The organism is Streptomyces sp. GB4-14, assembly GCF_022696125.1.
Taxonomy (GTDB): Bacteria; Actinomycetota; Actinomycetes; order Streptomycetales; family Streptomycetaceae; genus Streptomyces; species Streptomyces werraensis.
In genome coordinates this window covers 3,237,648-3,258,831 of the sequence record NZ_RZHO01000002.1, presented here as the reverse complement: position 1 = coordinate 3,258,831, position 21,184 = coordinate 3,237,648, and the positions used below count along the sequence as shown (strand labels likewise).

25 protein-coding genes are annotated in these 21,184 nt (G+C 70.4%); 12 read left to right on the top strand and 13 right to left on the bottom strand.

The features are described from left to right. Positions 1–29 precede the first annotated feature (29 nt). From ELQ39_RS16220 to ELQ39_RS16205, 4 genes are all read right to left on the bottom strand, one after another. Entirely contained in the window at positions 30–464 is a 435-nt protein-coding gene (locus ELQ39_RS16220; RefSeq protein WP_093549632.1) for an SsgA family sporulation/cell division regulator, read from the bottom strand. Positions 465–562: 98 nt separating this feature from the next. After that, complete coding sequence (locus ELQ39_RS16215; protein WP_267461974.1) at positions 563–1,393, bottom strand: IclR family transcriptional regulator; 831 nt, start codon at positions 1,391–1,393, stop codon at positions 563–565. Between the two features lie 195 nt (positions 1,394–1,588). After that, positions 1,589–1,798 (bottom strand): DUF5326 family protein, encoded by a 210-nt coding sequence (locus ELQ39_RS16210; RefSeq protein ID WP_019525342.1) that lies wholly within the window; start codon positions 1,796–1,798, stop codon positions 1,589–1,591. A 147-nt stretch (positions 1,799–1,945) separates the two neighbouring features. After that, positions 1,946–2,263 (bottom strand): cupin domain-containing protein, encoded by a 318-nt coding sequence (locus ELQ39_RS16205; protein WP_225626633.1) that lies wholly within the window; start codon positions 2,261–2,263, stop codon positions 1,946–1,948. Positions 2,264–2,320: 57 nt separating this feature from the next. Between ELQ39_RS16205 and ELQ39_RS16200 the strand changes: the two genes are divergently transcribed. The 6 genes from ELQ39_RS16200 (at position 2,321) to ELQ39_RS16175 (ending at position 6,984) form a co-directional block, all read left to right on the top strand. Next, entirely contained in the window at positions 2,321–2,698 is a 378-nt protein-coding gene (locus ELQ39_RS16200) for a phage holin family protein (protein WP_242592421.1), read from the top strand. A gap of 5 nt (positions 2,699–2,703) precedes the next feature. After that, complete coding sequence (locus ELQ39_RS16195; RefSeq protein ID WP_242592420.1) at positions 2,704–3,195, top strand: low molecular weight protein-tyrosine-phosphatase; 492 nt, start codon at positions 2,704–2,706, stop codon at positions 3,193–3,195. After that, positions 3,192–4,340, top strand: a complete 1,149-nt coding sequence (locus ELQ39_RS16190; RefSeq protein ID WP_225626635.1) for a cystathionine gamma-lyase — start codon at positions 3,192–3,194, stop codon at positions 4,338–4,340. The genes ELQ39_RS16195 and ELQ39_RS16190 overlap by 4 nt, the downstream gene beginning before the upstream one ends. Before the next feature lie 214 nt (positions 4,341–4,554). Beyond that, positions 4,555–5,460: a LysR substrate-binding domain-containing protein gene (locus ELQ39_RS16185; RefSeq protein ID WP_242592419.1), complete on the top strand. Its 906-nt coding sequence runs from the start codon at positions 4,555–4,557 to the stop codon at positions 5,458–5,460. 89 nt (positions 5,461–5,549) lie between these two features. Further along, complete coding sequence (locus ELQ39_RS16180; protein WP_190004426.1) at positions 5,550–6,032, top strand: NUDIX domain-containing protein; 483 nt, start codon at positions 5,550–5,552, stop codon at positions 6,030–6,032. A gap of 88 nt (positions 6,033–6,120) precedes the next feature. Beyond that, on the top strand, positions 6,121–6,984 hold the full coding sequence (locus tag ELQ39_RS16175) for a GNAT family N-acetyltransferase (RefSeq protein WP_242592418.1): 864 nt from the start codon (positions 6,121–6,123) through the stop codon (positions 6,982–6,984). 126 nt (positions 6,985–7,110) lie between these two features. Here ELQ39_RS16175 and ELQ39_RS16170 read toward each other — a convergent pair whose 3' ends face one another. Next, entirely contained in the window at positions 7,111–7,533 is a 423-nt protein-coding gene (locus ELQ39_RS16170; protein ID WP_225626638.1) for a GlcG/HbpS family heme-binding protein, read from the bottom strand. A 104-nt stretch (positions 7,534–7,637) separates the two neighbouring features. Beyond that, positions 7,638–8,831, bottom strand: coding sequence for an MFS transporter (locus ELQ39_RS16165; protein ID WP_242592417.1), 1,194 nt, complete (start codon positions 8,829–8,831; stop codon positions 7,638–7,640). 141 nt (positions 8,832–8,972) lie between these two features. Between ELQ39_RS16165 and ELQ39_RS16160 the strand changes: the two genes are divergently transcribed. Both ELQ39_RS16160 and ELQ39_RS16155 read left to right on the top strand, forming a co-directional pair. Next, on the top strand, positions 8,973–9,437 hold the full coding sequence (locus ELQ39_RS16160) for a MarR family winged helix-turn-helix transcriptional regulator (RefSeq protein ID WP_225626640.1): 465 nt from the start codon (positions 8,973–8,975) through the stop codon (positions 9,435–9,437). Positions 9,438–9,446: 9 nt separating this feature from the next. Then, on the top strand, positions 9,447–9,899 hold the full coding sequence (locus tag ELQ39_RS16155; protein ID WP_242592416.1) for a GNAT family N-acetyltransferase: 453 nt from the start codon (positions 9,447–9,449) through the stop codon (positions 9,897–9,899). A 61-nt stretch (positions 9,900–9,960) separates the two neighbouring features. On the opposite strand, the gene ELQ39_RS16150 is transcribed toward ELQ39_RS16155, so the two are convergent. Next, a complete protein-coding gene (locus ELQ39_RS16150) occupies positions 9,961–11,352 on the bottom strand; it encodes a serine hydrolase domain-containing protein (protein ID WP_242592415.1) in 1,392 nt (463 codons plus the stop codon). Between the two features lie 55 nt (positions 11,353–11,407). Next, positions 11,408–12,886 (bottom strand): replicative DNA helicase, encoded by a 1,479-nt coding sequence (dnaB, locus tag ELQ39_RS16145; protein WP_026243900.1) that lies wholly within the window; start codon positions 12,884–12,886, stop codon positions 11,408–11,410. 461 nt (positions 12,887–13,347) lie between these two features. Here dnaB and ELQ39_RS16140 point away from each other — a divergent pair, with 461 nt between their 5' ends. Then, entirely contained in the window at positions 13,348–14,685 is a 1,338-nt protein-coding gene (locus tag ELQ39_RS16140; protein WP_242592414.1) for an MATE family efflux transporter, read from the top strand. A 125-nt stretch (positions 14,686–14,810) separates the two neighbouring features. On the opposite strand, the gene rplI is transcribed toward ELQ39_RS16140, so the two are convergent. The 4 genes from rplI to rpsF form a co-directional block, all read right to left on the bottom strand. After that, positions 14,811–15,257, bottom strand: a complete 447-nt coding sequence (gene rplI, locus ELQ39_RS16135) for a 50S ribosomal protein L9 (protein WP_190004417.1) — start codon at positions 15,255–15,257, stop codon at positions 14,811–14,813. Positions 15,258–15,275: 18 nt separating this feature from the next. Beyond that, the gene (gene rpsR / locus ELQ39_RS16130) at positions 15,276–15,512 is read right to left on the bottom strand and encodes a 30S ribosomal protein S18 (protein WP_003949403.1); all 237 of its coding nucleotides are present in this window, start codon (positions 15,510–15,512) and stop codon (positions 15,276–15,278) included. Positions 15,513–15,555: 43 nt separating this feature from the next. Beyond that, on the bottom strand, positions 15,556–16,134 hold the full coding sequence (locus tag ELQ39_RS16125) for a single-stranded DNA-binding protein (protein WP_225626644.1): 579 nt from the start codon (positions 16,132–16,134) through the stop codon (positions 15,556–15,558). Between the two features lie 74 nt (positions 16,135–16,208). After that, positions 16,209–16,499, bottom strand: coding sequence for a 30S ribosomal protein S6 (rpsF, locus tag ELQ39_RS16120; protein ID WP_004985983.1), 291 nt, complete (start codon positions 16,497–16,499; stop codon positions 16,209–16,211). A 314-nt stretch (positions 16,500–16,813) separates the two neighbouring features. On the opposite strand from rpsF, the gene ELQ39_RS16115 reads away from it, so the two are divergent. The 3 genes from ELQ39_RS16115 (at position 16,814) to ELQ39_RS16105 (ending at position 19,548) form a co-directional block, all read left to right on the top strand. After that, complete coding sequence (locus tag ELQ39_RS16115; RefSeq protein ID WP_190004415.1) at positions 16,814–17,128, top strand: hypothetical protein; 315 nt, start codon at positions 16,814–16,816, stop codon at positions 17,126–17,128. A 167-nt stretch (positions 17,129–17,295) separates the two neighbouring features. Next, a complete protein-coding gene (gene femX / locus ELQ39_RS16110) occupies positions 17,296–18,417 on the top strand; it encodes a peptidoglycan bridge formation glycyltransferase FemX (RefSeq protein ID WP_190004414.1) in 1,122 nt (373 codons plus the stop codon). A gap of 99 nt (positions 18,418–18,516) precedes the next feature. Further along, the gene (locus ELQ39_RS16105) at positions 18,517–19,548 is read left to right on the top strand and encodes an alanine racemase (RefSeq protein ID WP_019525362.1); all 1,032 of its coding nucleotides are present in this window, start codon (positions 18,517–18,519) and stop codon (positions 19,546–19,548) included. A 90-nt stretch (positions 19,549–19,638) separates the two neighbouring features. Here ELQ39_RS16105 and ELQ39_RS16100 read toward each other — a convergent pair whose 3' ends face one another. Beyond that, positions 19,639–21,141, bottom strand: a complete 1,503-nt coding sequence (locus ELQ39_RS16100; RefSeq protein ID WP_242592412.1) for a glycosyltransferase family 87 protein — start codon at positions 21,139–21,141, stop codon at positions 19,639–19,641. Positions 21,142–21,184: the final 43 nt, after the last annotated feature.

The window sequence follows — 21,184 nt, the reverse complement described above, 5'->3', positions numbered from 1 at the left end:
CCGCCGGCCCACCCGGTCGGCTCAACGCGTCAGCCGGCGCTCTGCTCCGCGAGGATGCGGTCGAGCGCGTCGTCGAGGTGGGCGTCGAAGTCGGCGAGCGCCCCTTCCTGCCCCAGCGGCACCAGCTTGTCGGTGCGGTCGAGGAAGGCCACGAGCGGGGCGGTCGACGAGCGGAACAGCGCCTGGTCGATGCCCACCTGGAGCCGGATGAGCACCTCGCCCAGGGTGTCGGGGTCGACCGGCGCGACCCGCACATCGCCCTCGCCGCAGGGCCTGCCCACGCCGTCGACCAGCAGCTCCCTGCCGAACGCCCACGTCACCGGGGCGTCTCCGGGCAGATGGAAGGTCAGCCGCACCGCGTAGGGATCGCAGGTGTCATAGCGGAGCTCCACCGGAATGCGGAAGGAAAGTTCTTCCGACACGAGAAAGCTCATCATGACCTCTGCCTGTACGGATTCGCGCATCGCCTACCCCGTCATTCGCCGCGGACTGGCCGGGCATGGACCCTGACACTAAAGGGAATCTTGCTGAACGTACACAGCAGATCACAAGGAGTGAGTTTTCAGATACTGATAGACAGGGCGAGCGAGCCCAGCAGGCAGCGCATTTCGGCCTGCAGCCGCTGGACCGTCGGAAGGAGACGGTCGGCCTGGTGCACGGGCAGCGACACGGCCACGGAGGCCGCCGTGGCGCCCACTCTGAGGGGAATCGCGGCGCACACCGTCCCCAGCGCGTATTCCTGACGCTCGATCACCAGGTCGGTCTCCCGCGCGCGTTCCAGGCGCCGCAGCAGACTCGCGGCGTCGCGCACCGTGTACGGGGTGACCGGGCGCACCGGGTAGCGGTCGAGGTGGTCGCGCCGGGCCGCGTCGTCCAGTTGCGCGAGCAGACACTGGCCGAGGGCGTGGGCGTGGGCGGTCTCCCGGAAGTCGGCCCACTCCTCGACGGCCGGGTTGGCCGGGGTGTCGGCGACGCCGACCAGACCGATCTCACCTTCGCGGTAGACCGCGTAGTAGACGGGGACACCCACCGCGTCCCGCCAGCGGGCGAGGGTGTCGATCACCGTGCTGCGACGTTTCTGCTGGGCTCCGCTGCTGCTGAGCCGCTCGGCGGCCTCCCCCAGGAAGAACAGCCCGCGGTCCCGCCGCAGATAGCCCTCGTGCACCAGGGTGCGCAGCAGGTGGTAGGCCGTGGGGAGCGCCAGTCCCGTCTCCCGGGCGAGCTGCTTGGCGGGGGCGCCGTGCTCGTGGGCGGCGACGGTCTCCAGCAGGCGCATGGCGCGCTGGACCGAGCCGATGAGGGTCGCGCCGGGGGGAGACGTGGGCGGCGCCGGCGAACGGGGCTGCGGGGGAACCGCGGTCCGTGGGGCGGGGGCGGTGCCAGTCGTGGCCAAGGGTCACTCCCGTAACGCGAGGGGGCAGCCCGTGCGGGGAACACGGGTGGTGGGGTCGCCGCTCGCGGGGACCGGCCCCGCGTCGAGTTCCGGACTCTAACCGTCCGTCACCGCACGCAGGAGGCCCTGCGCGGAAACTTCCCCCACCCGAGGGAACCGGCGTATCCCGTTACCGTTCCGCCGGTTCCCGCCGGCTCACCAGTCGCGCGACGACGAACTCGCCGTGAACTTCCGCACCACGTAGATCAGTCCGCCGACCAGGGCGACGAAGACCAGCGCCTTGAAGAGCAGGCCGATGACGAAGCCGACCACGCTCGCTATCAGACCGCCGAACACCACCAGGGCGATGACCGGCACCGCGATCCACTTCACCCACCACGGCAGTCCCGTGAAGATCTCTCGCATGGCCTCGTCCTTACCTCTCCGCCCGCCGCCTGCCGGGTCCTGTCGATGATGTCCGCTCTCGATGCTAGGGCGGCCGGGGGCCGGACGGGGGCCTCGGATCCCTTGTCCTCCCCTGACCCGTCCCCTAGGGAACCCCGGGGGCGGGCCTCAGCTCTCCGGCGGAGAGAACACCACCAGGACCCGCAGGTCCTCGCTGATGTGGTGGAACTTGTGCGGCACCCCGGCCGGCACGTAGACGACGCTGCCGCGCGCGACCTCGGTGGTCTCCGTGCCGACGGTGATCGAGGCGCGGCCGCTGGCCACGAAGTACACCTCGTCCTGGCCGTGCGGCTGCTGCGGGTCCTGGGCGCCCGCGTCCAGGGCGTAGAGACCGACCGACATGTTCCGCTCCCGCAGGAACTGCAGGTACGCCCCGTCGTTCGCGGCGCGTTCCGCTTCGAGTTCGTCCAGCCTGAATGCCTTCACGCGTCCCGCCCCTGCCCTCACTGCCCGATCACGATGCTGTCTGCCACGATCAGACACATGAAGAATTTCCTAGTCAAGACGGTCGCCAACGCGGGAGCCCTCGCGGTCACGGTCTGGCTGCTCGACAAGATCACCCTGACCGGGGACAGCACCGGCAAGGAGATAGGCACGCTGTTCCTGGTGGCGCTGATCTTCGGCGTGGTGAACTTCCTGGTCAAGCCGGTGGTCAAGCTGCTGAGCCTGCCGCTGCTCATCCTTACCCTGGGCCTGTTCACCCTCGTGGTGAACGCCCTGATGCTGCTGCTCACCTCCTGGCTCGCCGACCAGCTCGACCTGAGCTTCCACGTGGAGGGCTTCTGGACGGCCGTGCTGGGCGGTCTCATCATCTCCGTGGTCTCCTGGGCCCTGAACGTGATCCTGCCCGACGGGGACTGACCACCATGACCTACCGCGTCTGCTTCGTGTGCACCGGCAACATCTGCCGCTCCCCGATGGCCGAGTTCGTCTTCCGCGCGCGCGTGGCCGAGGCCGGTCTCGAGGACCTGGTCGAGGTGGACAGCGCCGGCACCGGGGGCTGGCACGAGGGCGAGGGCGCGGATCCCCGCACCGTCGCCGTGCTGCGGGAGAACGGCTACGACTCCGAGCACACGGCCCGGCAGTTCGACCCGTCCTGGTTCGGCCGGCTCGATCTCGTCGTCGCCCTGGACGCCGGTCATCTCAGGGCGCTGCGGCGCCTCGCCCCCACGGAGCGGGACGCGGAGAAGGTGCGGCTGCTGCGGTCGTACGACCCGGCGGCCGGCGACGACCTCGACGTGCCCGACCCGTACTACGGGGGTCCCGAGGGTTTCGACGCGTGTCTTGAGATGGTGGAGGCGGCGAGCCAAGGACTGCTCGCCGCGGTACGTGAGCAGGTGGAAGGACGGGCGGCATGAACGACGCGACAAGGGGCACGGGCGGACCGGGCGACGGCACCCGTGCGGTGCGGGCCGGGCTGCCCGAGCCGGTGAAGCACGAGCCGACCCTGCCCGGGCCGGTGTTCGCGGCCCACTTCCATCTGCCGGGCGACCCCACCGGCCCGTACACCTACGGCCGGGACGAGAACCCGACGTGGACCCTGCTGGAGCGTGCGATCGGCGAGCTGGAGGCCCCGGGGCGGGACGACGTCGAGGCGCTGGTGTTCGCCTCGGGCATGGCCGCCATCTCCGCGGTGCTGTTCTCCCAGCTCCGCGCCGGGGACGCGGTCGTCCTGCCCGACGACGGCTACCAGGCGCTGCCGCTGGCGCGTGCCCAGCTGGAGGCGTACGGCATCGAGGTGCGCACCGCGCCGACCGGAGGCGACGCCCAGCTGGAGGTGCTGGACGGCGCGAAGCTGCTGTGGATCGAGACGCCCTCGAACCCCGGTCTCGACGTGTGCGACGTGCGGCGGCTCGCCGACGCGGCCCACGCTCAGGGGGCCCTGGTCGCCGTCGACAACACCCTGGCGACGCCGTTGGGCCAGCGCCCGCTGGAGCTCGGCGCGGACTTCGCGGTGGCGAGCGGCACCAAGCAGCTGACCGGCCACGGCGACGTGCTCCTCGGGTACGTCACCGGCCACGACGCCGGGGCGATGGCCGCGGTCCGGCGCTGGCGCAAGATCGTCGGCGCCATTCCGGGGCCGATGGAGGCGTGGCTGGCACACCGGTCGATCGCCACGCTGCAGCTGCGGGTGGAGCGGCAGAACGCGACGGCGCTGCGGCTCGCCGAAGCGCTGCGGGAGCGTCCTGAGGTCACGGGTCTGCGTTATCCGGGGCTGCCGGACGACCCGTCGCACAAGATCGCGTCGCAGCAGATGCGCCGCTACGGATGCGTGGTGTCCTTCACGCTGCCGTCCCGTGAGCGGGCGGACCGCTTCCTCGACGCCCTGCGGCTCGTGGACGACGCGACGAGCTTCGGCGGCGTGCGGTCCACGGCGGAGCGGCGCGGGCGCTGGGGCGGGGACGCGGTCGCGGAGGGCTTCGTCCGCTTCTCCGTCGGCGCCGAGGACCCGGAGGACCTGATCGCGGACGTGCTGCGGGCGTTGGACGTGACAGCGGACTGACCTGCGTACCTCTGACGGACGACACCCCTGCGGACGGTCCGAGCCTCCCCCCTCGTGGCTCGGACCGTCCTCGGTTCTGCGCGCGAAGAACCGCGCCACTCAGGCTAGTTGACTCACTGTCAGTGTCCAATCACAGTAGCGACAGCGACCTATCGACACATTTATGGTTGGCCCGTCCGGTCTGCGGCGGGCCGACGAGGGAGGGGTGCGTGCCGTGGATCTGGCCTTGCTGCGGACCTTCGTGACCGTGCACCGGGCCGGTTCCTTCACACGCGCGGCGGCCCTGCTGGGCCTCTCGCAGCCGGCCGTCACCTCGCAGATCAGAACCCTGGAGCGGCAGGTCGGACGGCCCCTGTTCCTGCGGCAGGCGCGCGGGGTGACGCCGACGACGATCGGCGACGAGCTCGCCCACAAGGCCGCTCCGCACCTGGACGCGTTGGTGGAGATAGCCGAGTCCGGGCTGGAGGAGGACTCCTCCTTACGCACCCTGCATCTGGCCGGGCCTCCCGAGTTCACCGCCGAGCGGGCGCTGCCCGCGCTCACGGAGCTGACCGGAGAGGACGGCCATGGCTTCGCGCTCCGCGCCTCCTTCGGCACCGCCGACGAGGTCCTCGAAGGGCTCGCCGCCGGCCACCACGACCTGGCCATCAGCACCGTCCGCCCGCGCGGCGCGCTGCTCTCGGCGACCGCGCTCTGCGACGAGGAGCACGTCCTGGTCGCCTCGCCCGGCTGGGCCGAGCGGATCGGCGTGGCGACGCTCCGCCGCGACGGCCCTGCCGCCCTCGAGCGGGTCCCGGTCGTGGAGGTGCACGAGTCGCTGCCCTTCGTCGCCCGCTACTGGGCCGCCGTGTTCGACTCGCGTCCGGTCTGCCCCGGCACGGTGATCGTCCCGGACCTGCGGGCCGTGCTGGCGTGCGCCGCCGCCGGGGCCGGCCTCGCCGTGCTGCCGCGCTACCTCTGCGCGGGCGCGCTGGAGTGCGGTGAAGTGGTGGCCCTGTACGAGCCCGCGGTGCCTCCGCTGCGCACCTACTTCCTGGCCGTCCGTACCGGCACGCTGGCGATGCCGCACATCGCACGGGCCCATGAGTGGCTGGAGCGGGCGGCCGCCGACTGGTGCTGACAGGGGTGTCGGCGGCCGGGTGTCCCCGCGGCCGGAGCAGGGGCGTCCGGCGATGTTTCACGTGGAACCAGCTGGGCCACATTTCCCCCATGACCGTCCGACCCGTGGTCAAGCGCACCGCCCGAGCCGTTCTGCTGGACGGCGATCACCTGATCCTGATCAAGCGCACCAAACCCGGTGTGGACCCGTACTGGGTCACCCCCGGCGGCGGGGTCGAGCCGGAGGACCCGACCGTCGTCCACGCCCTGCACCGCGAGGTGTACGAGGAGCTCGGCGCCAAGATCACCGATGTGGTGCCGTGCTTCGTGGACACCGTGGAGCACATCGGCGAGGACGAGGGTTCCACCGGCGTGAAGGTGCAGCATTTCTTCGTCTGCCGTCTGGAGTCCATGGACCCGTCCCTGCGGCACGGCCCGGAGGTCGAGGAACCCGCCGGCGAGTACGAGATCGTGCGCGTGCCCTTCACCCGGGTCGGCATCGCCACGGTCCACCTCGTACCGCTGTCCCTGCGGCACTACCTAGACGGCAACATCGAGGGGGTGCGCGCGCTGCACGCCTCCGACCTGGGCTGATCCCGGCCTCGACGGGATGGCCAAAAGCACGTACGCATCTGTGGAAACAGGTGGACGCCGAAGGCTCCGGTCGGACAGCCTGACCTGCGTGCCGACACCTTCTCTGGACTCCCTGCCCATCCGCCGTCTGACGCTCCGCGATCTCACCGCCTGCGCCGACCTGTCCGAGGACCGGGGGTGGCCCCGGGAGGAGCACAAGTGGGGACTCCTGCTCGCGGCCGGACGCGGCCACGGCATCGACGCCCCGGACGGCGGTCTGGCGGCCGCCTGCGTCGTCACCGAGTACGGGCCCCGGGAGCAGCCCTCCCTGGCGGCGGTGGGCATGGTGCTCGTCGCGGAGCGCCACTCCCGTCAGGGCCTAGGACGCCGGCTGATGCGCCACGTCGTCGAGGAGGCGGGCACCACTCCCCTCACCCTCTACGCCACACCTCTCGGCAGGCCGCTGTACGAGGAGCTGGGTTTCAAGGTCACCGGGCAGGCCGAGATGGTGCGCGGCCACTTCGTCCCGTCCGGCCGGCCGGACATCCTGACCCGCACTGCCACCGCCGACGACCTCCCCGCCCTCTTGCGGCTGGACGAAGAGGTGTTCGGCATGGACCGAACCCACATCGTGACCCGTCTGCCCGCCTTCGCCGACCAGCTACGGGTGGCCGAGGAGGACGGACGGATCATCGGTTACGCCGCCGCCTGGCCCAACATGGACACCCACGTCGTGGGTCCGCTGATCGCCCGGGACACCGCGACCGCCCAGGCGCTCATCGCCTCTCTGGCCGCCCACACCAACCGGCCACTGCGCACCGACATCGACGTCCGGCACCACGAGCTGCTCGACTGGGTGAAGGAACACGGCCTCGCGCCGATCGCGTGCAACGCCGTCATGACGCACGGGATCACGGAACTGCCCGGGGACTGGAGCCGGCGGTTCGCCCCGGTGACGGTGGCGGCAGCCTGACCGGGTGCGCAGACGGCGACGCCGGTCCCGCGTGCTGCGCGGGACCGGCGTCGCCGTGTGATGCGCCGTACGCGCGCGCCGTACGGCTCTCCTGTGCGTCGTACGGGGTGTGGCGCCCGTCCGTCGTCAGGCGAGGGACTCCACGGCGGCGGTGGCGAAGCCGTGGTCCTGCTCCGGGGCGCCTCCGCCGACGCCGACGGCGCCGATCAGCCGGCCCTCACGCCGCACGGGCACGCCGCCTGCGATGAACAGCAGCGGCCGGTCGAGGGCGGTGGGCAGGGTGTGGAAGAGGCCGCCGGGCTGCACGGCGTCCACCAGGTCGGCGGTGGGCGTGTTCAGCTGCAGCGCGGTGTAGGCCTTGCGCGTGCTGGTCTCACCGGAGATCAGCACGGCTCGGTCGTCCCGGCGGAAGGCGAGCAGGTGGCCGCCCGCGTCGAGGACGGTCACGCTGACGGTGACACCGGCCTTCTCGGCGGCCTCGACCGCGGCGGCGACGAGGGCTTCGGCATCCGCGGTGGTCAGCGGAGCGGCGGCGGTGGTGGTGGTCATGATGTGGTTCTCCTTGCGGTTCGTGTGGTGTCCGTCGTGACGGACGGAAGGGGGGACGGTGGGCGCGAGGACGGCCCTGGCCCCGCGCCCGGAGGTGTTGCGGGTCAGTGCGTGGCGACGGCCGGCCGCTCCGCGGTGACCCTGTCGGCCGACCGCCCGCGGCGTTCGAGACCGGCCGAGAGGACGGCGAGCGCCAGGGCGGCCGCGGCGAGGACGGCACCGACCCAGTTGGGGGCGGTGTAACCGAGCCCGGCGGCGATCACGAGGCCGCCCAGCCATGCGGACAGCGCGTTGCCCAGGTTGAAGGCGCCGATGTTGAGCGCCGAGGCCAGGGTGGGCGCGCCGTGCGCGTGGTCCAGGACCCGCTTCTGCAGCGGGGGGACGGTGGCGAAGCCGAGTGCGCCGACGAGGGCGATGGTGACGGCCGCGGCGATCTTGTTGTGGGCGGTCAGGGTGAACAGCGCCAGGACGGCGGCGAGGGCGCCGAGGGACACGTACAGCATGGGCATCAGGGCGCGGTCGGCGTACTTGCCGCCGACGAGGTTGCCGCCGACCATGCCGAGTCCGAACAGCACCAGCAGCCAGGTGACGGAGCCGTCGGCGAAGCCCGCGACGTGCGTCATCATCGGCGCGATGTAGGTGATCGCCGCGAAGACGCCGCCGAAGCCGAGCACGGTCATCGCCATGGCGAGCAGGACCTGCACGTTCTTCAGGGCGGCCAGCTCGTGGCGCAGCCGCACGCCCTCGGGCTTCGGCATGTCGGGCACCAGCTTGGCGACGCCCAGCAGGCCGACCACGCCCAGCGCGGCGACGATGCCGAAGGTGACGCGCCAGCCGAGGGACTGGCCGACCAGGGTGCCCAGCGGCACGCCGACGACGTTGGCGACGGTGAGACCGGTGAACATCAGGGAGATGGCGCCGGCCCGCTTGTCGGGGGCGACCAGGTCGGCGGCGACGACGGAGCCGATGCCGAAGAAGGCGCCGTGGGCCAGGGACGCGACCACCCGTCCGGTCAGCATGAGGCCGAAGGTGGGAGCCAGCGCCGAGAGCAGGTTCCCGACGACGAAGAGACCCATCAGCAGCATCAGCATGCGCTTCCGGGAGATCTTGGTGCCGAGCACGGTCATCAGGGGGGCGCCGAACATGACACCCAGGGCGTAGCCGGTCACCAGGTAACCGGCGGTGGGGATGGAGACACCGAAGTCACCCGCGACCTCGGGCAGCAAGCCCATGATCACGAATTCGGTGGTGCCGATCCCGAAGGCCCCGATCGCGAGGGCCAGAAGCGCGAGAGGCATGAGGGGACAGACCTTCCGGAGATTGCGAGAGCGCTTAACGAGACCCGACAATAATTGCAGGCGCGGGATATTTGCAAGCGCGGGATATTGCGTGCGTGGTCTACCCTGGTGTCAGACGCTGCTGGACGGAGGAATCACCCCATGACAGCCACGGATCCCGCACTCACCGCCCTCGCCCAGGGCTGGTGTGCTCTCTCGCTGCTGCACGGGAGGATCGAGGCCCACATCGAGCGCGCCCTGCAGGCTCGGCACGATCTGAGCGTGCGGGAGTACTCCCTGCTCGACGTGTTGAGCCGGCAGCACGCCGGTGAGGGCGGCCATCTGCAGATGAAGCAGGTCGCCGACGCGGTCGTGCTCAGCCAGAGCGCCACCACCCGGCTGGTCACACGGCTCGAGGACCGCGGTCTGCTGGAGCGGTACCTCTGCCCCACCGACCGGCGCGGCATTTACACCGACGTCACCGAGGCCGGTCTCAAGCTGCTGGCGGAGGCGCGGCCCACCAACGACACCGCGCTGCGCGAGGCGCTCGACGAGGCGGCGAAGAACCCCGACCTCGCCCCGCTGGTCCGCGTCGTGGAGACTCTGAAGGCCCCGGTGCCCGCATAGGGTGCGGGCATGGGAGATCTCGAGATACGGCCCGCGACCACCGATGACGTCCCGGCGATCGTCGCCATGCTGGCGGACGACCCGCTGGGTGCGCAGCGCGAGTCTCCGGACGACCTCACGCCCTACCTGACCGCGATGGAACGGCTGCGTGCCGACCCCAACCAGCACCTTGTCGTCGCCGTCCGGGAAGAGCGGGTCGTAGGGACGCTCCAGCTCACGATCATTCCGGGGCTGTCCCGGCGCGGCACCACACGGTCGGTCATCGAGGGGGTGCGCATTCACGCGGACGAACGCGGCGTCGGTCTGGGCAGCCTGATGATGGAGTGGGCGATCGACACCTCCCGCCGCGAGGGCTGTCATCTGGTCCAGCTGACCTCGGACAACACCCGCACCGAGGCCCACCGCTTCTACGAACGGCTCGGCTTCACGGCGTCCCATGTGGGCTTCAAGCTGGCCCTGTGAGGAGGACGGCCGTGTTTCACGTGAAACACGGCCGCTTGCTTACGCCGGGTGCCCGCCAGGGTTACAGGAGACCCCGCCACCCCTCCGCGTCCACGCCGCCGGGCACCGGGGCGCCCTCCTCGTACGGCTGCCGGGTGAACACGAACGAACCGAGGTCAAGGTGGCTGACCGTGCCGTCCGGGCGCCGCACGGGCTTCAGCACCTCCCCGGCGTAGTAGCCCTCGAGCCCCACCCAGCCGCCGTCACTGTCACCGTCCCGACGGAAACGTGAGCGTCGCCCCTTCCCGGAGAGCGGCTCCAGCGCGAGCAGCCCGTCGGCCGACAACCGCAGTCCGAAGGCGTGCGTTCCCCAGTACCACTGGCCCACCAGGTCGAGTGCGGCGGGATCGGTCGCCCGGAGCGGCCGCCAGGGAGCGGGGATTCGCGGTTCGGCCTCCGCGACGATCCGCACCAGGTCCGCGGCGACGGTGAACGGCGCCGGCCCGGAGGTGCAGTTGGCAAGGACCACCGCGCCGACGTCGTCCGCAAGGCCCATCGTCAGGCACGCCAGGAACCCCGGGAGTGATCCGGTGTGCCCGACGAGCGCCCTGCCGTGCTGATGGCGCAGCTCCAGCCCCAGGCCGTACGCGTAACCGTCGGCCACGTCCGCCGCCTCGGCCGGCGCCGCCGGCGTCCGCATCTCCCGCACCGACTCGGCACTCAGCACCCGCTCGTCCCCCGCGGCGAGGAAGGCCGCGAAACGTGCCAGGTCGCCGGTGGTGGACCACAGCTGCCCGGCGGGAGCCATCACACCCAGGTTCTCCAACGGCTCGGGCTGCATCACGTCGGCCCACGGATGCACCGCCCAGCCGCCCGCGTGCGGTGCCACCGGCTCCACAGTGGTGCGGTGCAGCCCCAGAGGTTCGAGCACCTCCCGCCGCAGGACGTCCTCCCAGGGCGCCCCGCGCAGCTCCTCGACCAGCGCGCCGAGAAGCGCGTAGCCGGGGTTCGAGTAGTGGAAGCGCCGGCCCACGGGATGCACCAGGGGGCGCTCACCCAGGACGTCGGTGAGTCCGGGACGCAGGGAACCAGGGGTCCGCTCCCACCAGGGACCGGGCGTCTCGGCGGCCAGACCGGCACGGTGCGCGAGCAGGTCGACGACGGTCACCTCGCCCACGCCGGTGCCTGGCAGGTGCTTCTCCAGCGGGTCGGCGAGGTCGAGCAGACCCTCGTCCCTCAGCCGCAGCACCAGGACGGCGGTGAAGGTCTTGGTGATCGAACCGATCCGGTACTGGACGTCGCCGTCCGGGACCTCCCCCTCCACCGAGGTCCGGGCCTCGCTCCACACGGCCCTCCCGCCCCGCACGACAGCCGCGACCAGCGACGGCGCGCGCCCTTCCGTCTGCGCGACGGCGATCCGGTGCAGCAGCGCCCGCCGGGTACCGGGCAGCAGTTCTTCCTGAGGTGACGTCATGCCACCAGTTCAGCAGGTGAGTCGGACCGACGCGCCCGGGGTGTGACGGCGCGCCTCAGGTCTGCGCCATGTCCACGAAACGCGAGTAGTGGCCCTGGAAGGCGACCGTGATGGTGGCCGTCGGGCCGTTACGGTGCTTGGCGACGATCAGGTCGGCCTCGCCGGCGCGCGGGGACTCCTTCTCGTAGGCGTCCTCACGGTGCAGCAGGATGACCATGTCGGCGTCCTGCTCGATGGAGCCCGACTCGCGCAGATCGGAGACCATGGGCTTCTTGTCCGTGCGCTGCTCGGGACCTCGGTTCAGCTGGGACAGCGCGATGACCGGGATCTCCAGCTCCTTGGCGAGCAGCTTGAGGTTACGGGACATGTCCGAGACCTCCTGCTGACGGCTCTCGGCCCGCTTGGAGCCGCCCGACTGCATCAGCTGGAGGTAGTCGATGACCACCAGCTTCAGGTCGTTGCGCTGCTTCAGCCGGCGGCACTTGGCACGGATCTCCATCATCGACAGGTTGGGCGAGTCGTCGATGTAGAGCGGGGCGGCCGAGACGTCCGGCATCCGCCGGGCCAGGCGGGTCCAGTCCTCGTCGGTCATCGTGCCGGACCGCATGTGGTGCAGGGCGACGCGGGCCTCCGCGGACAGCAGACGCATCGCGATCTCGTTGCGGCCCATCTCGAGCGAGAAGATGACGCTGGGCAGGTTGTTCTTGATGGAGGCGGCCCGCGCGAAGTCCAGCGCGAGCGTCGACTTGCCCATCGCGGGACGCGCGGCGATGACGATCATCTGACCGGGGTGCAGTCCGTTGGTGAGCGAGTCGAAGTCGGTGAACCCGGTGGGCACTCCCGTCATCTCGCCGCTGCGCGACCCGATCGCCTCGATCTCGTCGAGGGCGCCCTCCATGATGTCGCCGAGCGGCAGGTAGTCCTCGCTGGTGCGCTGCTCGGTGACGGCGTAGATCTCCGCCTGGGCGCGGTTGACGATCTCGTCGACGTCGTCGTCGGCCGCGTATCCCATCTGGGTGATGCGGGTGCCCGCCTCGACCAGACGGCGTAGCACGGCCCGCTCGTGCACGATCTCCGCGTAGTACGCGGCGTTGGCCGCCGTGGGCACCGTCTGCACGAGGGTGTGCAGGTACGACGCCCCGCCCACCTTGTTGATCTCGCCGCGCTTGGTCAGCTCCGCGGCGATGGTGATCGGGTCGGCCGGCTCGCCCTTGGCGTAGACGTCGAGGATGGCGGTGTAGATCGTCTCGTGGGCCGGCTTGTAGAAGTCGTGGCCCTTGAGGATCTCGACGACGTCGGCGATGGCGTCCTTGGACAGCAGCATGCCGCCCAGCACGGACTGCTCCGCCTCCAGGTCCTGGGGCGGGACCCGCTCGAAGGCGGATCCTCCGCCGTCCCACACGCCCCGGTCCGGACCGCGGTCGTGCTGCTCGTCCCGGCCTCTGCCGTGGTCGCCTGTACGACGGGAGGCGGGAAGACGATCACTGGGACCGCTGTCGGCCCACGGGTCGTCCAAGGGCTCGGAAATGCTCACCGAGCCACCTCCTCCCGTCCGCCGGAGCGGATCTCGCCGTGCCTCTCAGTTCTACGGCACGACACTGACAAATAAGGGGGCCCAACTCCGCTTGTCGGACGCCGGTTTTGTGACGTTTCCAGAACCGGTGGACGGAGCAGGCGCCGGACCACCGTAGGCCCGTCGGCACCGTCAGCCAATCTGGTTATCCACAGGCCGTGTGGACGACGGGCCCAGAGCTGTGGAGAACTCCTCGAAACCTGTGCACGAGCCGGTGGACAGCGCTGTGAACAAGCCCGCGAGTGCCCTGTGAAGAAGCTTTTGACCTGCGGATTTGCCGTCCACCGGCTGTGCAGAAGAAAAACTTTCCCACGGGGATCAAGATCCGTTCGACAGGTGTACGCAACCCCACACCCTGAGCCACAAGGTAAGGGGTGCAAACTGCTGGCATCTCTTACCTGTGGATGATTAGATTGGTGCACATGACACAGGCCCCCGCGCGCCCCAAGACCGCCCGCCGTCGGCACGACCGAGAGATCGTCATGCTGGCCGTCCCGGCCTTCGGCGCTCTCGTCGCCGAGCCCCTGTTCGTGATGGCGGACAGCGCCATCGTCGGCCATCTCGGCACGGCACAGCTCGCCGGACTCGGCGTCGCGTCGGCCCTCCTGGTGACCTCGGTGAGCGTCTTCGTCTTCCTCGCCTACGCCACCACGGCAGCCGTCGCCCGTCGGGTCGGCGCCGGTGATCTCCCCGCCGCCATCCGTCAGGGCATGGACGGCATCTGGCTGGCACTGCTGCTCGGCGCCGCTGTCATGGCCGTCGTCCTCCCGACGGCGCCCGCGCTCGTGGACCTCTTCGGCGCCTCCGAGACCGCCGCCCCGTACGCCGTCACCTATCTGCGGATCTCGTCGCTCGGCATCCCGGCCATGCTGATCGTGCTCGCGGCGACCGGAGTACTCCGCGGACTGCAGAACACCCGGACCCCGCTCTATGTCGCGGTCGCCGGCTTCGTCGCCAACGCCATCCTCAACGTCGTCCTGGTCTACGGCGCCGGCTTCGGTATCGCCGGGTCCGCCTGGGGCACCGTGATCGCGCAGTGCGGCATGGCCGGGGTCTATCTGGTCGTGGTGCTGCGAGGCGCACACAAGCACGGGGCCTCGCTGCGACCCGACGCCGCCGGTATCCGGGCGTCCGCCCAGGCGGGTGCGCCGCTTCTGGTGAGGACGCTCTCGCTGCGGGCGATCCTGATGATCGCGACGGCGGTGGCCGCCAGGCTGGGCGACTCCGACATCGCGGCCCACCAGATCATCCTCTCCCTGTGGAGCCTGCTCGCCTTCGCCCTCGACGCCATCGCCATCGCGGGACAGGCCATCATCGGGCGCTACCTCGGAGCCGGTGACGCACAGGGAGCGCGGGACGTGTGCCGCCGCATGGTCGAGTGGGGCGTCGCCGTCGGTGTCGTGCTGGGCGTGCTGGTCGTACTGGCCCGGCCAGTGTTCCTGCCGCTCTTCACCAGCGACTCGGCCGTGAAGGACGCGGCCTTGCCTGCCCTGGTCATCGTGGCGCTGTCCCAGCCGATCTGCGGCATCGTCTTCGTGCTGGACGGTGTCCTGATGGGCGCGGGCGACGGGCCGTACCTGGCCTGGGCCATGCTCGTGACCCTCGCCGTCTTCACCCCCGCCGCCCTGCTGGTACCCGTGCTCGGGGGCGGGCTCACCGCACTGTGGGCCACCATGACGCTGATGATGGCTGTGCGCATGCTGACCTTGTGGCTGCGTTCCCGCTCCGGCCGCTGGGTCGTGACGGGCGCGGCGCGCTGAACGTTTCACGTGAAACGCCGCGCCGATGCCGGCTGCCCGTGAAACCGGCCCCCGGGGGAAACAGCGATGGGGGCCGCACCCTGACGGGTGCGGCCCCCATGCTCACTGCTTCAACGAGCGCTGCCTCAGGCGGCGACGACCTCGATGTTGACCGTGGCGGCAACCTCGGGGTGCAGACGCACCGACGTCTCGTGGGCGCCCAGCGTCTTGATCGGCGCACCGAGTTCGATGCGGCGCTTGTCGACCTCGGGGCCACCGGAAGCCTTGATCGCGGAAGCGATGTCGGCCGGGGTGACGGAACCGAAGAGACGGCCGGCGTCGCCGGAGCGGACGGCCAGGCGAACCTTGACGCCCTCGAGCTGGGCCTTCACCTGGTTGGCCTGCTCGATGGTGTGGATCTCGTGGATCTTGCGAGCACGACGGATCTGCTCGACGTCCTTCTCGCCACCCTTGGTCCAGCGGATCGCGAACTTCCGCGGGATCAGGTAGTTGCGAGCGTAGCCGTCCTTGACGTCGACGACGTCGCCCGCGGCACCGAGGCCGGAGACCTCGTGGGTAAGGATGATCTTCATGAGTGGGTCACCCTTCCCTTATCGCGCGGTGGAGGTGTAGGGCAGCAGCGCCATCTCACGGCTGTTCTTCACGGCCGTGGCGACGTCACGCTGGTGCTGCGTGCAGTTGCCGGTCACGCGGCGGGCACGGATCTTGCCGCGGTCGGAAATGAACTTCCGCAGCATGTTCGTGTCCTTGTAGTCCACGTACGTGACCTTGTCCTTGCAGAATGCGCAGACCTTCTTCTTCGGCTTGCGCACAGGCGGCTTCGCCATGGTGATTCTCCTGTGTGATCAAGAAGTGTGGGTACGGCCCGCCCTAGAAGGGGGGCTCGTCCGAGTAGCCGCCGCCACTGCCGCCGGAGCCACCGCCCCAGCCGCCGCCCTGCTGACCGCCGGCGGGAGCACCGGTGGCCCACGGGTCGTCGGCGGGAGCGCCGCCGCCCTGCTGGCCGCCGCCGGGGCCGCCGCCCCAGCCGCCGCCCTGCTGGCCGCCGCCGCCACCGCCGCCGTAGCCGCCCTGGCCACCGCGGCCGGTGGTCTTGGTGACCTTGGCCGTGGCGTTGCGCAGGCTGGCGCCGACTTCCTCGACGTCCAGCTCGTAGACCGTGCGCTTGACGCCCTCACGGTCCTCGTAGGACCGCTGCTTCAGCCGGCCCTGCACGATGACGCGCATGCCTCGCTGGAGCGACTCGGCGACGTTCTCCGCCGCCTGACGCCAGACGGAGCAGGTCAGGAACAGGCTCTCGCCGTCCTTCCACTCGTTCGTCTGACGGTCGAAGGTGCGGGGGGTCGACGCGACACGGAACTTCGCGACGGCCGCACCGGACGGGGTGAAGCGCAGCTCGGGGTCGTCGACAAGATTGCCGACGACCGTGATGACGGTCTCGCCTGCCATGGGGGAACCTCTCGGCGGGTGTGCTGCTGGCTGCTTGTGCTGCTACTCGGATCCCGGGATCAGCTGAGCGGAGCTCAGTGGGTCTCGGGACGGAGGACCTTGGTCCGGAGGACCGACTCGTTCAGGTTCATCTGGCGGTCGAGCTCCTTGACGACCGCAGGCTCGGCCTGCAGGTCGATGACCGAGTAGATGCCCTCGGGCTTCTTCTTGATCTCGTACGAGAGACGACGACGGCCCCAGGTGTCGACCTTCTCGACCTTTCCGCCGCCGTCACGGACGACAGAGAGGAAGTTCTCGATCAGCGGGGAGACAGCGCGCTCCTCGAGATCGGGGTCGAGGATGACCATCACCTCGTAGTGACGCATGTGGAACCCACCTCCTTTGGACTCAGCGGCCACGGTCGTTCCGTGGCAGGAGGGTCGTGATGCGTTGCGCACCGTTGCCTGTCAGTAGAACAGCCGCCACTGACAACGGGGTCGGGCGGCGGGTTTCCGGGCCGGACGGAGAGGCCGTGGCCCGCTCCTGTTCCTGCCTGGCTCTGTCCGGACAGACACCGGTGCAGACGCTACAGAGTACCCGCACAGCGGCTTCCGGTTGAAATCCGGGCGTGAGGACCGTCAATCTGGACACATCGGGTGTGTACGGCGCTACGATGCGCCGCCCTTCGCAGGAGGTGCCCATGGCACAGGCAATGCGACCCAACACCGCCGGCGGACTCTTCGCCACCGACGGCAAGCCCCATCCGCTCCAGGACGCCCTGCTCGCGGTGACCCTGGTGCTGGGGCTCATCGCGTTCATCTCGGCGCAGTTCCACCACCTGCACCTGCTCAGCTCCTGGACCGGCCTGGTCGGCATCCTCACCGGGGCGTACGGCCAGTGGGTCTCCGTCACGACGCGCGAGCGTTTCGGGCTGATCCTGGGCCTCGGCCTGTCGGCGGTCGGTTTCTTCCTGGGCATGGCGCACGGCGGACTCTTCGGCGGAGTCGTGGACTGACGCCGCCACACCCGCCCCGTCCACACACCGTCGGACGCCCCGGCCGGCCCCGGCCGGGGCGAAGGTCCCGTGCGCCCAGACGGGCCGCACCCCGGGCGCAGTAGGCTTCGCGCGAGAGCCGGAGCCCCTGAACCCATGGGGACACACCAGCCCGAGGAGCGCCCCGAATGAGCCTGACCCTGAGGACCATCAGTCGCGAGCAGCATCTGGCATACATCCAGAGCCTGCCGTCGGCGAGCCACATGCAGGTCCCGGCCTGGGCAGACGTGAAGGCGGAGTGGCGCTCGGAGAACCTCGGCTGGTTCGACGACCGCACCGGCGAGATGGTCGGCGCGGGTCTGGTGCTCTACCGGCAGCTGCCCAAGATCAAGCGCTACCTCGCCTACCTGCCCGAGGGCCCGGTCATCAACTGGTTCGCGCCGAACCTCCAGGAGTGGATCGAGCCGATGCTCGCCCACCTGAAGCAGCAGGGCGCCTTCTCCGTGAAGATGGGCCCGCCGGTGATCATCCGCCGCTGGGAGGCCGCGACCATCAAGCGGGGCATCCAGGACCAGGACGTCAAGCGCCTGCGTGACCTGGAGGCCGACTTCATCGAGCCCCGCGCCTTCGAGGTCGCGGACAAGCTGCGCCGCATGGGCTGGCAGCAGGGCGAGGACGGAGGCGCCGGCTTCGGCGACGTCCAGCCGCGCTACGTCTACCAGGTGCCGCTGGCGAACCGCTCACTCGAAGAGGTCCACAAGAACTTCAACCAGCTGTGGCGCCGCAACATCAAGAAGGCCGAGAAGGCCGGCGTCGAGGTCGTCCAGGGCGGCTACGACGACCTGCCCGAATGGCAGCGGCTGTACGAGATCACCGCTGTGCGCGACCACTTCCGGCCGCGCCCGCTGTCGTACTTCCAGCGGATGTGGACGGCCCTCAACACCGAGGATCCCAACCGCATGCGGCTGTACTTCGCACGGCACAACGGCGTGAACCTGTCCGCGGCGACCATGCTGATCGTCGGCGGGCACGTCTGGTACTCCTACGGCGCCTCCGACAACATCGGCCGTGAGGTCCGGCCCTCGAACGCGATGCAGTGGCGGATGCTGCGCGACGCCTACGCGCTCGGCGCCACCGTCTACGACCTCCGCGGCATCTCCGACTCGCTGGACGAGACCGACCACCTCTTCGGTCTGATCCAGTTCAAGGTCGGCACCGGCGGGCAGGCGGCCGAGTACCTCGGCGAGTGGGACTTCCCGCTCAACAAGCTGCTCCACAAGGCGCTCGACATGTACATGTCCCGTCGCTGACCCGCGCTTCGCGCGGTATCCGTCTTCGTAGCCCGACGGCTTCGTCGCCTCCCCTACCTTTGTCACACCGCAGCCACCAGAAAGGTTCCAGGTCCGGCCATGGCGCTCACGCTCTACGTCGACACCGCGCGCTGGCGGGCGCATCACAAGCACGTGCAGGAGCAGTTCCCGGGGCTCGTCCCCGTCTGCAAGGGCAACGGCTACGGCTTCGGCCACGAGCGGCTCGCCGAGGAGGCCACACGGCTGGGCACGGACGTCCTGGCCGTCGGCACGACGTACGAGGCCGCACGGATCAAGGACTGGTTCGGCGGTGACCTGCTGGTGCTGACGCCCTACCGGCGGGGCGAGGAGCCGGTGCCGCTGCCCGACCGGGTCATCCGCTCGGTGTCGTCCGTCGACGGGGTGTACGGCCTGGTCGGCGCCCGCGTCGTCATCGAGGTGATGTCCTCGATGAAGCGCCACGGCATCAGCGAGCAGGACCTGCCCCAGCTGCACGCCGCGATAGAGAACGTCCGGCTGGAGGGCTTCGCCATCCACCTCCCGCTGGACCGCACCGACGGCTCGGACGCCGTCGAGGAGGTCATCGGCTGGATGGACCGCCTGCGAGCGGCCCGTCTGCCGCTGCACACGATGTTCGTCAGCCACCTCAAGGCCGACGAACTGGCCCGCCTCCAGCAGCAGTTCCCGCAGACCCGTTTCCGCGCCCGGATCGGCACCCGGCTCTGGCTGGGGGACCACGAGGCCACCGAGTACCGGGGCGCGGTCCTGGACGTCACCCGGGTCGCCAAGGGGGACCGGTTCGGTTACCGGCAGCAGAAGGCCGCGTCCGACGGCTTCCTCGTGGTCGTGGCGGGCGGAACGTCCCACGGGGTGGGTCTGGAGGCCCCCAAGGCCCTCCACGGCGTCATGCCGCGCGCCAAGGGTGTCGCCCGGGCGGGCCTCGCGACCGTCAACCGCAACCTCTCGCCGTTCGTGTGGGCCGGCAAGCAGCGCTGGTTCGCCGAGCCGCCGCACATGCAGGTGTCCATCCTGTTCGTGCCGTCCGACGCCCCGGAGCCCCAGGTCGGCGAGGAGCTGGTGGCCCATCTGCGGCACACCACGACCCAGTTCGACCGGCTCGTCGACCGCTGAGACGACACCGGACCCCACGCGAAGGGCCGTGCACGGACGTTCCGTGCACGGCCCTTCGCGTGGTCCGGGGCGAGCCTTCCGACGGTTCGCTCAGAGCGAACCGCCCCTGGCCTGCGTTCTGCCCCAGTCGACCTGAGGCGCCTCGAAGTGGGCCGCGTGCCGTGCCGGACGCGCCGCGGGGCCGAGCACGAAGACGTCCTCGGTGCCGTCCAGCACGCCTCCTGAGGGGTCGTCGTCGCCGGAGCGGCGCACCGGGTCCCGCTCCGGCATCAGGATGTCGCGGACGACCATGACGCACAGGAAGAGCGTCCCCGCCAGATGCGCGCCGATGGCCCAGTGGTAGCCGTCGGTGGGCAGGCCCTTGTGTGCGTCCCCGCTGGTCGTGTACGCGAGGTACATCCAGATGCCCAGGAAGTACGTCACCTCGCAGGCCTGCCAGATCAGGAAGTCCCGCCACTTGGGCCGGGCCAGCGCCGCGAGGGGCACCAGCCAGAGCACGTACTGCGGCGAGTAGACCTTGTTGGTGAGGACGAACGCCGCGACGATCAGGAAGGCCAGCTGGGCGAAACGCGGCCGGCGCGGCGCCGTGAGCGTCAGGGCCGCCACGCCCGCGCAGCACAGCAGCATCAGCAGTGTCGCGAGCGTGTTGACCGTCTCGGTGGCGATCGGGTCGTCCGAGTTCTGGGCCAGGATCAGCCAGAACGACCCGAAGTCGACGCCGCGTTCCTGGCTGAACGTGTAGAACTTCGACCAGCCGTCGAAGGCGAACAGCATGACGGGACCGTTCACGACGATCCAGGCGACGACGGCCCCGCCGAGCGCCGTGCAGTACTGCCGCCATCGGCCCGCGCGCCAGCACAGCACGAGCAGGGGTCCGAGGAGCAGTACGGGATAGAGCTTGGCGGCCGTGGCGAGGCCCAGCAGGACGCCGAACGCGAGGGCGCGGCCCCGCGACCACATCAGCATCGCGGCGGCCGTCAGAGCGACCGCCAGCAGGTCCCAGTTGATGGTGGCGGTCAGCGCGAAGGCCGGGGCCAGGGCGAGGAGCAGGCCGTCCCAGGGCCGGCGCGCGTGGGTGCGCGTCACGCACACGGCGATGACGGCCGCGCACGCCATGAGCATCCCGGCGTTGACCATCCAGTACCACTGCTCCTGGTGCTGGATGCTGCCGCTGCCCGGGGTGAGCCAAGCGGCGACCTCCATGAACACGCCCGTCAGGACCGGATACTCCAGGTACTCCATGTCCCCGGGGAGCCGGTCGAAGTACGGCACCAGCCCGTCGGCGAAGCCGCGTCCCTGGTACAGGTGCGGAATGTCCGAGTAGCAGGCGTGCGTGTACTGCGAGCTGGCGCCGAAGAACCAGGCGCCGTTGTAGCAGGGTGCCTTCTGCACCAGCCCGAGGGCGAACACACCGATCGCCACGAGCGAGATCACCCGCACCGGGGTCCACCAGGATCTGCCGAGCAGGGCACGCCGCCCGATCGGTCCCCCGATCAGTTCGCTGCCGGCCGCTGCGACCCGGTCCTCCTCCGTCGGCCGCACCGGGTCCGGCTCGTGGACGCTCGTCGTTTTTCCACTGGGCATGCCGCACATCCTGCCGTACCTGTCCGGTGATACGGCGAGGGCCGCCGTACCC